Genomic DNA, 14185 nt, shown 5'->3' on the forward strand with positions numbered 1-14185 from the left:
TTGCGGGTGTTGTTGCCGGGGGCTGCCCGCCATTGAGGTCACCCTGCGTACGCCCGTTGCGCTGGAAGCCATTCGGGCCGTTGCCGATGCCGTTGCCGCCGGGGCCCGTTTTCTTGTGAGTCCGGGGTGGACGGACGTACTGCTGGAGTCCATGCGGGCGTCCGGGGTGCCGCGAGCGCGGGGTGAGCGAGATGAAGTTCTTTCCGGCGGAGGCGGCCGGTGGCACCGCGTATCTGAAATCCCTGGCCGGGCCGCTCCCCCAGGCCCGGTTCTGTCCTCGCGCTGCCCAACGTGCGGATGCGATCGCCGCGCGCGACTGGGAGCGGGTCGAGACGCCGGCCCGTCGGGCGGCGGCGCTCAGCGCAGGTGCGACGTGTCGTTGAAGAGCCGTACGCTCGCGTTGCCGTCCGTGTAGTACGCCACCGCCGACAGCGAGGCCGCCGAGAGTTCCATGCGGAACAGGGACTCGGGCGGGGCGCCCAGGGCCAGGCGTACCAGGGTCTTGATCGGGGTCACGTGGGTGACCAGCAGGACCGTACGGCCCGCGTGGGCCGCGATCAGCTTGTCGCGGGTGACGGCCATCCGGCGTGCGGTCGCCGCGAAGCTCTCGCCGCCGCCCGTCGGTTCGGCGTCCGGGGAGGCCAGCCAGGCGTTCATGTCGTCCGGGTAGCGCTCGCGCACCTCGCCGAAGGTCAGGCCCTCCCACGCGCCGAAGTCCGTCTCGCGCAGGCCGTCGTCGATGGTGACGTCGAGGCCGAGGCGGGTCGCGACCGCGGCGGCGGTCTGGCGGGTGCGGGTCAGTGGGGAGGCGATGATCGCCTCGATCGTGCCGCGCGCGGCCAGGGCGGCCGCCGCGCGCTCGGCCTGGTCCCGGCCCACGTCCGAGAGGGACGGGTCGGTGCCGCCGCTGCCCGAGAAGCGCTTCTGGGGGGTGAGGGGGGTTTCGCCGTGGCGGAGGAGTACGAAGGTGGCGGGGGCGCCCATGTCTGCGGGGGCCCAGCCTGTGCGAGGGGTTGCCACCTTGTGCGCGGCGCGGGCGTCGACTTCGGTCTTCTCGGCCGTTGTCACAGTGCCGGCCGGTGGGGGCTGGTCGCGCAGTTCCCCGCGCCCCTTGGGTGGGACGCCTGAGCCTGTGGTGCGAAGTTCCGCCGTCGAAGCCGATGCCGACCACTGTTCGCCGCGCTTGCCCGCGTCCATCGCCTCGTTTGCCAGGCGGTCCGCGTGCTTGTTGCGTTCGCGTGGGATCCACTCGTACGTCACCTGCCCGGCGACCGGGTACACCTGGGCCGCCTCGGCAGCCAGGGGCTTCATGTCCGGGTGCTTGATCTTCCAGCGGCCCGACATCTGCTCGACGACCAGCTTGGAGTCCATACGGACGCGGACAGTGGCCGCGGGGTCGAGTGCGCGGGCCGCGCGCAGGCCGGCGATCAGGCCCCGGTACTCGGCGACGTTGTTGGTGGCGATGCCGATGTACTCGGCCGCCTCCGCCAGCGTCTCGCCCGTGGCCGCGTCGATGACGACCGAACCGTAGCCCGCGGGACCCGGGTTGCCCCGGGAACCGCCGTCGGCCTCGACGATGAACTCCCGCACGCCACCTGCTCCTTAAGGACCTTTACAGACCGGACTCGGAGGTACGCACCAGGATGCGGCGGCAGTTCTCGCAACGCAGTACGGCGTCGGGGGCGGCGGCCTTCACCTCGTTGACCTCGGTGATGTTCAGCTCCAGGCGGCAGCCCTCGCAGCGGCGCTGGTAGAGGCGGGCGGCGCCCACTCCACCCTGCTGCAGGCGCAGCTTGTCGTACAGCTTCAGGAGGTCCTCGGGCACCGAGCCCGCGATGACCTCGCGCTCCTTCGTCGCCGTGGCCACCTCGCCGTCGAGGGACTCGTACGCCGCCTCGCGCCGCGCGGTCGCGTCGTCGATCTTGCCCTGGACCGCGCCGACCCGCTCGGTCAGCTCGGCGACCCGCTCCTGCGCGGACTCACGGCGCTCCATGACCTCGAGGACGATGTCCTCCAGGTCGCCCTGCCGCTTGGCGAGGGAGACGATCTCGCGCTGGAGGTTCTCCAGGTCCTTGGGCGAGCTGACGGCGCCGGAGTCCAGACGCTGCTGGTCGCGGGTGGCGCGCTGGCGCACCTGGTCCACGTCCTGCTCGGCCTTGGTCTGCTCACGGCCGCAGTCGCTCTCCTCCGTCGTCGCGGCCACCAGCAGGTCGCGCAGCTGCGTGAGGTCCTTGGTCAGCGACTCGATCTCGGCGTGCTCGGGCAGCGACTTGCGCTTGTGCGCGAGCTGCTGGAGGCGGACGTCGAGGGCCTGGACGTCGAGAAGGCGGATCTGGTCGGCGGGCGCGGCGTTCAGTTGGGGGCTCCCAGTGCTTCGGAGGTAGCTGCAGATGTGGTGGTGGACGCCGCGTGGGCGGTCCAGGGGTCGGTGACCGTCGCGGAGACATGGACCCGCAGGCCCCAACCGTGACGGTCGGAGATCTCGTCGAGCTGGGCGGCGGCCAGCTCGCACCAGGGCCACTCGGTGGCCCAGTGCGCCGCGTCGAGCAGCGCGAGGGGGTTGTGGGTGCCGGTGCCCGTGCCGGTGCTGTGGGCGCTGTGGGCGCGGGCCTCGGATGCCGGGTGGTGGCGCAGGTCCGCGGTGAGGAAGGCGTCGACACCGGCCGCGCGTACGTCGTCGAAGAGGCTGTCGCCCGAGCCGCCGCTGACGGCGACCGTGCGGACGAGGGCCTCGGGGTCGCCGGCGACCCGGATGCCCTGCGCGGTCGCGGGCAGCCGTTCGGCGGCGCGGGCGGCGAACTCGCGGACGGTCAGCGGGTGGTCCAGCTCGCAGACCCGGCCGAGGCCGCGTCGGCCGGCGGGGTCGGAGGGGTCCGGTACGAGAGGTCGTACGACGCGCAGGTCGAGGGCGCCGGCGAGGGCGTCGCTGACTCCCGGGTCGGCGCGGTCGGCGTTGGTGTGGGCGACGTGCAGGGCGATGTCGTGCTTGATGAGGGTGTGCACGACCCGGCCCTTGAAGGTGTCCGCGGCGACCGTGGTCGTACCGCGCAGATAGAGCGGGTGGTGGGTGACCAGCAGATCGGCGCCCAGCTTCACGGCCTCGTCGACGATGTCCTGGACGGGGTCCACGGCGAACAGGACCCGGGTGACCTCCTGGTCGGGGTCGCCCGCGACCGTGCCGACCGCGTCCCACGACTCGGCCCGCTCGGGGGGCCAGAGGGCGTCCAGCGCGGCGATGACTTCAGACAGACGAGGCACGAAGCTAGGCTACCTGGCTGGTCCGCGCGCCTGAACCGGTACGCCCACACCCTCTGGTCCCCCACCCCGGTCAGCACACGCGCCGCCGTTTCCTCAGGCGAATCGTTACTTGGCCACCCTTATGTGTGAAATGGGCGCTGCCGGGTCCCCCGCCTGTGCGTGCGAAAACTACCTTCGTCGCCGGAGGTGACCGATCGATGACGGCCTGTGCGATCGAACCCGCGGTGGTGTACCCGCGGGCGGAGTGCGCGATCACTGCGGACGGTGCCTACGGCGCCCGGCTCGCGCGCAGCGGCGACTCCTGGTTCCCGGAGCGCTGGACGCTCGACGGACCCGAGCCGTACGCCGTGCCGCTGCCCGGCAACCAGCCGGAGGAGCCCGGTACGCAGGTGCTGCCGATGGGCGATGGGCGCGTCCTCATCCACCGTCCGATCGACGGCCGGCACACCTTCGCGCTGCTCTACCCGACCGGCCCCGGCACCGGCGAACTCCCCCTCGGCGCCGTCGAGTGCCCCGACCCCGGCACCCCGCTGCGGCTGCTGCCCCCGGCTCCGGGCGGCGACCGCGCGTACGCCCTCGCCCTGGGCCCGCGTTCGACGACGGTGTGGCTGGTGGCGGGCGGCGCCTTCGGCCCTGAGTACGTCACGGAGGTGCCCGGCCGCTGCTCGGGCGGGGTCTGGCTGGACCGCACGGGCCGGCTGCTCGCCCTGGACCGGGAGGCCGGGGGGTGCACGAAGGCGGTCGTGGTCGACCTGGAGCGCGACGGCGAGGTGTCGCCGCTGCTGCAGATCTCGGCGGAGAGCAACGACCGGCTGCTGCTCGCGGACGCGGACAGCGGACTGCTGCTGATCGGCTCGGACGCGCCCTCGCCCGGCGGGCAGGAACGGTTGGCCTGGGGGGTGCTGGGCAGCACGCTGCCGGTGCGGTTCCCGGAGTGCCTGCGGATCGACGGGTGCGCGCTCACGCCGTTCGCGATCCAGCCGGGGCAGATGTTGACGCCGGAGAGCTGCGGAGTGGCGTTGCGGGTCGAGGGTTCGGCGGGGAGCTGGGTGGGGGTGTGGCGGCCCGCCGCGCGGCAGGTGCGGCACTTTCCGGCGCCGGAGGGGTGGCTGGCGGGGGTCGGGCTGTGGAGCAGGGACGGCGAGCTGCAACTGCCGTACGCGACGGGGGAGGTGCCGTGCGGGGTGGTCCGGGTGCGGGCCGAGGAGCCCGGGGAGGGTATGGAGAGGGGGGAGGGTGGGGAGAGTGGTCCGGGTTGCGTGTCGGGGGCGGTGACGGGCGCGGAGGCGAACGCTGAGCCGGGGACGGAGACGGGTGTTCCGGCGCCTGTCGCCGTGGCTCGGCCCGTGCCCTTGCAGCAGGCTCCGCTGGGGCGGCTCGTGACGAAGACCGGGAAGCCGGGTAACGAAGTGGCGAAGCTTGTAACGAAGTAGTCCCGGTCCGTGTGTGCGGCTCGTGTCACCCGTGGGTGGGTTGGTTAAGATCATCCGGCTGTTAGAAAGATCATGTTGACGGGGTGAACAGTTACCGATGAACGACGCAAGCACCAGCACCATTCAGCCGCTGTCCGCCGACGCCCACGAGGCCACCGGCCACAGCAGGGGCCAGGGCAGGCACCGGGGTCCCGTCTCGGCCCACAACGACGAGACGACCCCGCACGGCCGTCACCGCAAGCCGTCCGAGCAGGCCGAGAACCGGGCCTGACGACACGTCAAGTACGTCCAGTACGTCAAGTACTGTGCGGCCCCGCCCGGTTGGCTACGGGCGGGGCCGCTCTGCGTGTCAGCGCTGTCGGCGCTGTCGGCGCTGTCGGCGCCGGGTCAGCCGTGCTTGAGGCCGAGCACCTCCGCCGCCGCGAACGTCTCCCCGGCGGGTCGCGCCGCGTAGTGCGGGGTGAGGAGGGCGTCCAGTTCGTCGTAGGTGAAGGTGTCCTGCTTGCTGTCGAACTTGGCGGCCACCCGGGGCCGTTCGACGACGGCGACCATCCCGCCGTGGACGACGAGCAACTGTCCGTTGACATGTGCGGCGGCCGGTGAGGCCAGATAGCCGACGAGCGGGGCGACATGCTCGGGGGCGAGGGGGTCGAGGCCGCTCTGACCGTTCTGACCGTTCTCGCTCTGCTCGAAGTCGCCGAAGACGTCCTCGGTCATACGCGTCCGGGCGCGCGGGCAGATCGCGTTCGCCGTCACGCCGTACTTGGCGAGGGCGAGGGCCGTGGAGGTGGTCAGCCCGACGATGCCGCCCTTCGCGGCGGCGTAGTTGGGCTGTCCCGCCGAACCGGCGAGGAACGCCTCCGAGGACGTGTTCACGATCCGCCCGTACACCGGCGCGCCGGTCGCCTTGGCGCGGCCCCGCCAGTGTGCGGCGGCGAAGTGGGTCGTGTTGAAGTGGCCCTTGAGGTGGACCCGGATGACGGCGTCCCACTCCCCCTCCGTCATGGAGAAGATCATGCGGTCCCGCAGGATGCCCGCGTTGTTGACCAGGATGTCCAGCTTCCCGAACTCGGCGATCGCCAACTCGACCAGTTCACGGGCCTGTTGCTGGTCGGCCACGTCCCCGGTGTGCGCGATGGCCGTGCCGCCCGCCGCACGGATCTCGGCGGCGACCTCCTCGGCGGGGGTGGCGGACGCCTCGCCCGAGCCGTCCCGGCCGGGCTGCCCGTAGTCGTTGACGACGACGGCCGCGCCGAGCCGGGCCAGTTCCAGTGCCTCGACCCGGCCGAGCCCGCGCCCCGCGCCCGTGACGATCGCGGCGAGCCCCTCAAGTGGCGACGACGGTAGCGGTAGCGGTAGCGGTAGCGGCGACGGTGACGATGACGATGACGGTGAAGGTGACGGCAGTGACATCGGTGTCGCCCCTCAGATCTCGATGCACGTACGCAGTGCGGTTCCCGTGCGCATCTGGTCGAGGGCCTCGTTGATGCCGGCGAGCGGTACGCGGTGGGTGATGAGGCCCGCGAGGTCGACGCGGCCCGCGCGCCAGAGGGCGATCGTGCGCTCGTAGGACCGCAGGACGTCGCCGCCGCCGTACATGGACGGCAGAATGCGCTTCTCGTCGAAGAACAACTCGAACATGTTGAGCTGGAGGTTGTCGTCCATGGCGCCCGCGCCGACGACGACCATGGTGCCGCCGCGCCGGGTGGTGTCGTAGGCGGTGCGGGCGGTGGCGGAGCGGCCGACGACCTCGAAGACGTAGTCGAACCCCTCGCCGCCGGTGAGCTGTTGCTTGGCGTCGGCCAGCTCGTCCGGCGAAACGGCCTTGGTGGCACCGAACTTGAGCGCGGACTCGCGGCGCGAGAGCACCGGGTCGACGGCGACGATCTCGGCGGCGCCCTGGAGCCGCGCGCCCTGTATCGCGGAGATGCCGACGCCTCCGCAGCCGATGACGGCGACCGACGAACCGGCGGTCACGTCAGCGGTGTTGAGGGCGGCGCCGAGTCCGGTGGTGACTCCGCAGCCGATGAGGGCGGCGATGTCGAAGGGCACGTCGTCGGGGATGGGCACGGCGCAGCCCGCGGCGACGACGACCTCCTCGGCGAAGGTGCCGGTGCCGGCCATACCGAAGACATCCCCGCCGGGGCGCCTGAAGTTGGGGGTGCCCGCGTTCATGAACCCGGCCAGGCACAGCTCGGTCTGGCCGCGCTTGCACGCGGGACACTCGCCGCAGGCGGGCAGCCAGCACACGACGACCCGGTCACCGGCCTTCAAGTGGGTTACACCGTCCCCCACTTCGAGGATCTCCCCGGCGCCCTCGTGGCCCGGGACGAAGGGAGCCGGCTGCGGAAGCACACCACTCATCGCGGAGAGGTCCGAGTGGCACAGCCCGGTGGCCCGTACCCGGATCCTCACCTTCCCGGGGCCGAAGCCCACGGCCTCGACGTCGTCCAGGACGTCGAGCTTGTCCTGCCCGATCTCGTGCAGTACGGCTGCGCGCATGATGCGGCTCCCCTCAGGAACATGCTTGGTACGAAGCTCAACCCACGGGTGTGCGGTCGGGTGTGTGGTTGCATGTGCGGTCGCGTGCGCGGTCGCGTGCGCGGTCGCGTGTGCGATTCATGAGTGTTCGACGACGGTGTCCGCCAGTACGGGCGCGTCCTCCCGCTCGACGGCGGTGACCGACACCTGGACGCGGTCCGGTCCGGGCGTCCACATCCGGATGCGCAGGGTCTCGCCAGGGAACACGACCCCGGCGAAGCGCGTGCGGTACGCGCGGACCCGGCCCACTTCCCCGCCGAGGACCGTGTCGACGACCGCCTTGAGTGTCATGCCGTAGGTGCACAGCCCGTGCAGGATGGGCCGCTCGAACCCGGCGCGGGCGGCGAACTCGGGGTCGGCGTGCAGCGGGTTCCAGTCGCCGGAGAGCCGGTAGAGCAGCGCCTGGTCCTCGCGGACGGTCCGCTCGACGACCTTCACGGGATCGCCGTCGGGCGCCGGGAGCCGGTTCGAGGGTCCACGGTCGCCGCCCCAGCCGCCCTCTCCGCGTACGAAGATCTGCGCGTCGCTCGTCCACAACGGGCCGTCGGCGTCGGCGACTTCGGTGCGCATGACGAGGATCGCCGCGCTGCCCTTGTCGTACACGGCGGCGATGCTTCCGGTGGCGCGCGCTTTGCCCTCGACCGGGATCGGACGGTGCAGTTCGATGCTCTGGCCGCCGTGCAGGACGTGGGCGAGGTCGACGTCGACGCCGGGCATGGAGAGGCCGCCGATCACGTCCGGGGAGTCGTTGCCGGCGACGGTGGCGAAGCTGGGCAGGACATGCAGCCGGGATTCGAGGGTGTAGCGGAGTTCGCCGGGGTCGGTCGCGGGGAGGCCGGCGCCGATGCCGAGGTGGTAGAGCTGCACGTCCTTGCGTCCCCAGGCGATCTCTGCGGACCGGGGTTCGGCGGCGACGGCCTTGGCGGCGTCAATGGGCATGGGGCTCCTGATCAACTAGTGGGACGGGCATCTCACCAGACAAACAACTCGCGGGACTGAGACCTCGGTACGACCGTCCGCACCGTCGGCCGTACCGAGGTCGATACGGGCCGATCTAGAACGCGTTCCAGTCCGGCGCCCCCTGTTGTATAGCCGAGCGGTCCCGAGTTGTGAATACTCCTGACGATGCGTCAGCTCGGTGGCCCCGGGCCGCCCGGCACGCCGGGCCGGGACATTTGTCCTGCCGGACTCCGTACATCGGCATCTGCCCGGCGTGCCGCCCGCTTCGTACGCTGTCGCACATGTCGTGGATACGGAAGGCCGCCTGCCTGGTGGGCGAGTGGCGCGTGGAGCGGATGCGCTGGCGGGCGGACATGGCGCGGTACAAGGCCGCCCGGCGTGCCGCGCGGAAGGCGGGTGTGCCGGAACCGGAGAACCCGGGGCCGCCGCCCACCGGTTTCGCCCTGCTGCCCTGGCTGCTGCTGGGCCTGGGCTCCTTCTCCAACCTCCTCGAGGGCCGGACCCCGCTGCCCTGGATCGGCGCGTTGGGGCTGCTCACCTTCAACTCCCTCTACATCTTCGTCACGTTCCGTGCCTTCACGAAGGAGACGCGGGCCGCCAGGTCCACGCGGGTGGCGCTCGTCGCCATGGGCACGCTGACCTGCGCGCTGGCCATCGGGTACGGCGGCACCTGGCTGTACTTCTTCCCGCTGCTCGGGCTGGCCACGGGCGCGGTGATGCGCGGCCCGTGGCTGGGCCGCACCGGACTCTCGCTCGCGGCGCTGGCGGGGGCCGTGTCCGCCGTACACGAGGGCTGGGACGCGCTGAACGTGGCATACGGGACGTTCCTGTCGACGATGGTGACGGCGGCGATCCTGTCCCTGGCCGAGGCGGTACGTGAACTGCGGGCGGCGCGCGAGGAGTTGGCGCACCGCGCGGTCGAGGAGGAGCGGCTGCGGTTCTCGCGTGACCTGCACGATCTGCTGGGCCACACCCTGTCGGTGATCGTGGTCAAGTCGGAGGCGGCGCGTCGGCTGGCGCCCCGGGACATGGACGCGGCCCTGCACCAGATCACGGACATCGAGTCGGTGGGCCGCCAGGCCCTGACGGAGATCCGCGAGGCGGTGACGGGCTACCGCCAGGGCGGCCTGGCCGCAGAGCTGGACCGCGCGGAGTCGGTCCTGACGGCGGCGGACATCACCCCGGTGATCCACCGCTCGGGCCCACCCCTGTCACCGACGGCGGAGGCACTGCTGGGGTGGGTGGTGAGAGAGGCGGTCACGAACGTCGTACGGCACAGCGACGCGACACGGTGCGAGATCACGGTGGAGGGGGCGGCAGGGTCGGGGGCGCGGAGGTCGGATACGGGGGGTGCGAGCGCGCGGGGGACGCGCTGGGGAGCGGAGGGCGCGCGCTCGCGGGGCTCGGGCGCGGCGACCATGACCGGGGCGGGCTCGGGCGCGATGGGAGCGGGTGCGGCGGGCAGGGGCCTGGGCCCGGTGGACAGAGGCACGGGTGCGGTAGGCAGGGACATGGGTGCGGTGGGCAGGGGCACGGGTGCGGTAGCCAGGGACCTGGGCCCGGTGGACAGAGGCACGGGTGCGGTAGGCAGAGGCACAGGCACGGCAGGCAGGGACCTGGGTGCGGAGGGCACGAGCGCGGGCGCGATAGACAGGGGCCCAGGCCCGGAGGGCACGAGCGCGGCGACCATGACCGGGGAAGGCTCTGGCGCGGAGGGCGCGCCCCCGCTGGGTTCGGGATCGCGGGGGTCGGGCTTGGTGGGCACGGGGCCGAAAGGCACCGCCGAGGATGACTCCGGCGCGGAGGCCACGGGCGCCGCGGCCACGACCGGCGACAGCTCGAGCACGGCGGGCACGAGCCCGGCGACCACGACCGGGGAGGCCTCGGGCGCGGAGGGCGCGCCCCCGCTGGGTTCGGGATCGCGGGGGGCGGGCTTGGTAGGGGCGGGGTCGGAAGGCGCGTCCGGGGAGGGGATGCGGTTGCAGGACTTGGGCACGAGTGAGTGGGTGTGTCTGCGTGTTGCGGACAACGGGACGGGGCCGATGCAGGTGCCCGAGGGCTCCCCGGGGTGCGCGCGGCCCGGGATCGGCGGTACCGGGATCAAGGGGCTGGCGGAACGGCTGGCGGCGGTGGGCGGCTCGGTCGAGGCCGGGCCGGTGCCAGGAGGCGGCTTTCTGCTGACGGCGGCGCTGCCGCGAAGCTCGCGGGAATCATCGTCCCCCCAGCTCGACGCCGAGCCGAACACCCAGCTCAACGGCCGCATCCGCCCTACCCTTACGCCGTGAACGAGATGCCCCGGGATCACCCTCCCGCGAAGTCCATCAGAGTCCTCCTCGCCGAGGACCAGCAGATGATGCGCGGCGCGCTGGCCCTGCTGCTCGGGATGGAGCCGGACATCCAGGTCGTCGCCCAGGTCGCGGCCGGGGACGCGATCGTCGACGCGGCCCTCCTGCACCGCCCCGACGTGGCACTCCTCGACATCGAACTGCCCGGCATCAGCGGCCTGGACGCCGCCGCCCGGCTCCGCGACGAGGCCCCGGACTGCCGCGTACTGATCCTGACCACGTTCGGCCGCCCCGGCTATCTGCGCCGGGCCATGGAGGCGGGGGCCGCCGGTTTCCTCGTCAAGGACGGTCCGGTGGAGGAGCTGGCGGTGGCGATCCGGCGCGTGCTGACCGGCGAGACGGTCATCGACCCCGTCCTCGCCGCCGCCGCGCTCAGCGCGGGGCCCAACCCGCTCACGGCGCGGGAGTGCGAGGTGCTGAACGCGTCGGTGGACGGTGCGACGGTCGCCGACATCGCCGTCGTACTGCACCTCTCCGAGTCGACGGTCCGCAACTACCTCTCGGCCGCCATCGGCAAGACCCGCACCCGCAACCGCATGGAGGCGGTACGGGAGGCCAGGCAGCAGGGCTGGCTCTAGGCGCCTCCGCGACGGGACCGTGTGGCGGGCTCGTGTGACGGGAGATCAGATTCCCATGAACAGGTCAAGGATTAGTTAGTAAGCCAAAACATCGGAATAGTTGCCCAGGCACACGGCTTTATCCACGTGTACGTCCCCCATCCGGACCCGCCTGGAGGCTCCACCCCATGACGCATACGACGACCGACCGGCCGGCCGGCGACACCGGCAGAACCGGCGGGGCCATAGTCCCCGTGCTCGCCTTCGCGGGCATTGTTGTCGCGGTCATGCAGACCCTGCTCGTCCCCGTCATCAAGGACCTGCCCCAGCTCCTGAGCACCTCGCCCAGCAACGCCACCTGGGTGCTGACCTCGACCCTCCTCTCCGGAGCCGTGGCCACGCCGATCATGGGCCGGCTCGGCGACCTGTACGGCAAGCGGCGTCTACTGATCACCAGCCTCTCCGTGATGGTGGCCGGCGCCCTGATCAGCGCGCTCACCAGCGACCTGCTGACCATGATCGCGGGACGTACGCTCCAGGGCTTCGCCATGGGCGCCATCCCGCTCGGCATCGGTCTGATGCGCGACCTGCTGCCCCGCGAGAAGCTGCCCTCCGCGATGGCCCTGATGAGTTCCTCCATCGGCGTCGGCGGCGGCCTCGCCCTCCCCGTCGCCGCACTGATCGCCCAGAACTCCGACTGGCACGCCCTCTTCTACGGCGCCGCCGGCCTCGGCGCCCTCGCCATCGTCCTCACCCTGCTCGTCGTACCCGAGTCCCCGATGCGCGCCGAGGGCACCTTCGACGTGCTCGGGGCGGTCGGACTGTCCGTGGGCCTCGTCCTCTTCCTCCTCCCGATCACCAAGGGCAGCGACTGGGGCTGGGCCTCCGGCACCACGCTCGGCCTGTTCGCCGCGTCCGCTGTCGTCCTGCTTCTGTGGGGCGTACTGGAGCTGCGTCTGAAGGCCCCGCTGGTGGATCTGCGGACCACCGCCCGGCCCGCCGTGCTGTTCACCAACCTCGCCTCGATCATGGTCGGCGTCTCCTTCTTCGTCGTCTCGCTCGTCCTGCCCCAGCTCCTCCAGCTGCCCACCTCCACCGGCTACGGCCTCGGCCAGTCGATGGTCACGGCAGGCCTGATCGTGGCGCCCCTCGGCCTGACCATGATGTTCACGGCGCCCGTCTACGCCCGCCTCTCCGCCAGGTACGGACCCAAGGTCACCCTCATCATCGGCATGCTGATCATCGCGATCGGCTACGGCGCCGGCCTCGGCCTGATGAGCGCCGCATGGCAGTCCGTGGTCATCGCGGTGGTGCTGGGCGCCGGTATCGGCCTCGCCTACTCCTCCCTGCCCGCCCTGATCGTCGGCGCGGTCCCGGCCTCCGAGACCGGCGCGGCCAACGGCCTCAACACCCTCATGCGGTCCATCGGTACGTCGGTGTCCAGCGCCGTCATCGGCATGGTGCTCGCCAACACCGCGAACCATGTCGGCGGCGTCGCCATCCCGACGATGCACGGCTTCCGGGTCTCCTTCCTGATCGCGACCGGCGCGGTGGCGGTCGGGCTGCTGCTGGCCCTGTTCCTCCCGGGCCGGCGCTCTGCTCAGCCGCAGCTGCGGGCGAGCAGCGAGGAGGACGCGAACCTGGCACGGGCCGAGGAGGCGCTCGCGGCCGGGGTCAGTGGGCGGGTCCTGGACGCGGAGGGCAGCAGCCCGCGCGGGGGCGGCCGAGGGGACTGATGAGGTGTGGGGGCGTGGTGTGACTGCGGGTCCGTTGTGGCTGGGCGCGCAGTTCCCCGCGCCCCTCAAGTCGTGAGTCGTGCCCCCTGTCGGTCAGTTACCCGGGGGTAGGGCACCATGGGCTTCCGCACACACGTACGACCGGGAGGCCCCCATGACCGCCGCAGCGCCCAAGCCCGAGGTTCTGGCCGCTTTCGAGGGGGCCAAGGGGTTCATGCCCGCCCGGGAGGGGCTGGCGCTGTACTCGGCCGCCGTTGAGGCGGGGGCGCTCGGGCTGCCGTTGCTGGAGGTCGGGACGTACTGCGGGCGCTCCACGATCCTGCTCGCCGACGCGGCCCGCGCGGCCGGCGTCACGGCCATCACCGTCGATCATCACCGGGGCAGCGAGGAGCAGCAGCCCGGCTGGGACTACCACGACCCGGAGACGGTCGACCCCCAGCTCGGCATCATGGACACGCTTCCCCAGTTCCGGCGCACGCTCCACACCGCCGGTCTCGAGGACCACGTCATCGCGGTCGTCGGACGTTCACCACAGGTGGCGCGGATCTGGAACTCACCGCTCGCCCTCGTCTTCATCGACGGCGGCCACACCGACGAGCACGCCACCGCCGACTACGAGGGCTGGGCCCCGCATGTCGCGCCGGGCGGCCTCCTGCTGATCCACGACGTCTTCCCCGACCCCAAGGACGAGTTCACCGGCCAGGCCCCGTACCGCATCTACCTCCGCGCCCTCGCCTCGGGCGCGTTCACGGAGGTCTCGGCGACGGATTCGCTGCGGGTTCTGCGGCGGACGGGGGTCGGGGTCTGAGGCTTCAATCAGGGGGCCGCAGTTTCGGAATCATCCCACTTCCACCCGTTTTCGGGGAACTGTTCAAGCAGGGCAGACAGGGAGGCCGCCTGATAGATGGCGGACGACCAGTCCTGAGCCGATATGTCGATCAGGACAAGAGGCGGATGTTCCTGCCGGAAGTCGTAGGTGAGCATTTCGCGGCTACCGTCCCCGCCGATGACGAGACTCCCGGGGAAGCGTTGCTGGAACTCCCCGGCCTCATTGACATCGACAAGCTCAGCCACGTCGTTGATCATCAGAAAGTCGTCTGCAGGGGGAACGAACCGGCTCATGCTTCCCTGTGTGACCAGGAAATGCCGGTAGTCCTGCGGAAAGCGGACTCCGAAGTGACGCTCGGCCTGGGTGACGTCATCGGTGTTCGAGTTCATTCAGCCGTTCTATCAATGCTGAGCCCTGCCGGATGGTGGGGGCTGCCCTGAACTGCATGGAGCAGGACTCGCTTCAAAATTGGCTGGCGGCGAGAGTTCAGAGGCGTGTGCCCACGGCGAGCGTATCGACCCCCGAC

12 protein-coding genes and 2 pseudogenes are annotated in these 14185 nt (G+C 71.6%); 7 read left to right on the forward strand and 7 right to left on the reverse strand.

Going from position 1 to position 14185, the window contains the following annotated elements:
- Positions 1 to 19: 19 nt before the first annotated feature.
- Positions 20 to 383: pseudogene (locus ABZ855_RS43105) on the forward strand (keto-deoxy-phosphogluconate aldolase); the annotation flags it as partial.
- On the opposite strand, the gene ABZ855_RS43110 reads toward ABZ855_RS43105, so the two are convergent.
- From ABZ855_RS43110 to ABZ855_RS43120, 3 genes are read right to left on the reverse strand one after another with little or no spacing between them, the layout of a single operon-like run.
- Positions 358 to 1590 (reverse strand): bifunctional RNase H/acid phosphatase, encoded by a 1233-nt coding sequence (locus ABZ855_RS43110; RefSeq protein WP_360817707.1) that lies wholly within the window; start codon positions 1588 to 1590, stop codon positions 358 to 360. The pseudogene ABZ855_RS43105 and the gene ABZ855_RS43110 overlap by 26 nt on opposite strands.
- A gap of 22 nt (positions 1591 to 1612) precedes the next feature.
- Positions 1613 to 2356 carry a C4-type zinc ribbon domain-containing protein gene (locus ABZ855_RS43115; protein WP_319205573.1) on the reverse strand — a complete coding sequence of 248 codons (744 nt, stop codon included), beginning with the start codon at positions 2354 to 2356 and terminating at the stop codon, positions 1613 to 1615.
- The gene (locus ABZ855_RS43120) at positions 2353 to 3258 is read right to left on the reverse strand and encodes a Nif3-like dinuclear metal center hexameric protein (protein WP_360817710.1); all 906 of its coding nucleotides are present in this window, start codon (positions 3256 to 3258) and stop codon (positions 2353 to 2355) included. The genes ABZ855_RS43115 and ABZ855_RS43120 overlap by 4 nt, the downstream gene beginning before the upstream one ends.
- A 197-nt stretch (positions 3259 to 3455) precedes the next feature.
- Here ABZ855_RS43120 and ABZ855_RS43125 point away from each other — a divergent pair, with 197 nt between their 5' ends.
- Positions 3456 to 4691: a hypothetical protein gene (locus ABZ855_RS43125; protein ID WP_360817713.1), complete on the forward strand. Its 1236-nt coding sequence runs from the start codon at positions 3456 to 3458 to the stop codon at positions 4689 to 4691.
- Between the two features lie 97 nt (positions 4692 to 4788).
- Positions 4789 to 4962, forward strand: a complete 174-nt coding sequence (locus ABZ855_RS43130) for a hypothetical protein (RefSeq protein ID WP_319205255.1) — start codon at positions 4789 to 4791, stop codon at positions 4960 to 4962.
- Between the two features lie 116 nt (positions 4963 to 5078).
- Here ABZ855_RS43130 and ABZ855_RS43135 read toward each other — a convergent pair whose 3' ends face one another.
- From ABZ855_RS43135 to ABZ855_RS43145, 3 genes are all read right to left on the reverse strand, one after another.
- On the reverse strand, positions 5079 to 6104 hold the full coding sequence (locus tag ABZ855_RS43135) for a 3-oxoacyl-ACP reductase (RefSeq protein ID WP_360817718.1): 1026 nt from the start codon (positions 6102 to 6104) through the stop codon (positions 5079 to 5081).
- 12 nt (positions 6105 to 6116) lie between these two features.
- Complete coding sequence (locus ABZ855_RS43140; RefSeq protein ID WP_360817721.1) at positions 6117 to 7193, reverse strand: Zn-dependent alcohol dehydrogenase; 1077 nt, start codon at positions 7191 to 7193, stop codon at positions 6117 to 6119.
- A gap of 117 nt (positions 7194 to 7310) precedes the next feature.
- The gene (locus tag ABZ855_RS43145; RefSeq protein ID WP_360817724.1) at positions 7311 to 8171 is read right to left on the reverse strand and encodes a MaoC/PaaZ C-terminal domain-containing protein; all 861 of its coding nucleotides are present in this window, start codon (positions 8169 to 8171) and stop codon (positions 7311 to 7313) included.
- A gap of 302 nt (positions 8172 to 8473) precedes the next feature.
- On the opposite strand from ABZ855_RS43145, the pseudogene ABZ855_RS43150 reads away from it, so the two are divergent.
- The 4 genes and pseudogenes from ABZ855_RS43150 to ABZ855_RS43165 all read left to right on the forward strand — a co-directional run.
- A pseudogene (locus ABZ855_RS43150) lies at positions 8474 to 9499 on the forward strand (histidine kinase); the annotation flags it as partial.
- A 983-nt stretch (positions 9500 to 10482) separates the two neighbouring features.
- On the forward strand, positions 10483 to 11115 hold the full coding sequence (locus ABZ855_RS43155; protein ID WP_360817790.1) for a response regulator transcription factor: 633 nt from the start codon (positions 10483 to 10485) through the stop codon (positions 11113 to 11115).
- Between the two features lie 167 nt (positions 11116 to 11282).
- Positions 11283 to 12830 carry an MFS transporter gene (locus ABZ855_RS43160; RefSeq protein ID WP_360817727.1) on the forward strand — a complete coding sequence of 516 codons (1548 nt, stop codon included), beginning with the start codon at positions 11283 to 11285 and terminating at the stop codon, positions 12828 to 12830.
- Positions 12831 to 12984: 154 nt separating this feature from the next.
- A complete protein-coding gene (locus ABZ855_RS43165; protein ID WP_360817730.1) occupies positions 12985 to 13638 on the forward strand; it encodes a class I SAM-dependent methyltransferase in 654 nt (217 codons plus the stop codon).
- 8 nt (positions 13639 to 13646) lie between these two features.
- Here the strand turns inward: ABZ855_RS43165 and ABZ855_RS43170 are convergent, their stop codons facing one another.
- Positions 13647 to 14048, reverse strand: a complete 402-nt coding sequence (locus ABZ855_RS43170; RefSeq protein WP_360817733.1) for an SMI1/KNR4 family protein — start codon at positions 14046 to 14048, stop codon at positions 13647 to 13649.
- Positions 14049 to 14185: the final 137 nt, after the last annotated feature.

Origin of the sequence: Streptomyces sp. NPDC047042 (genome assembly GCF_040644035.1) — a bacterium.
Classification (GTDB): Bacteria; Actinomycetota; Actinomycetes; order Streptomycetales; family Streptomycetaceae; genus Streptomyces.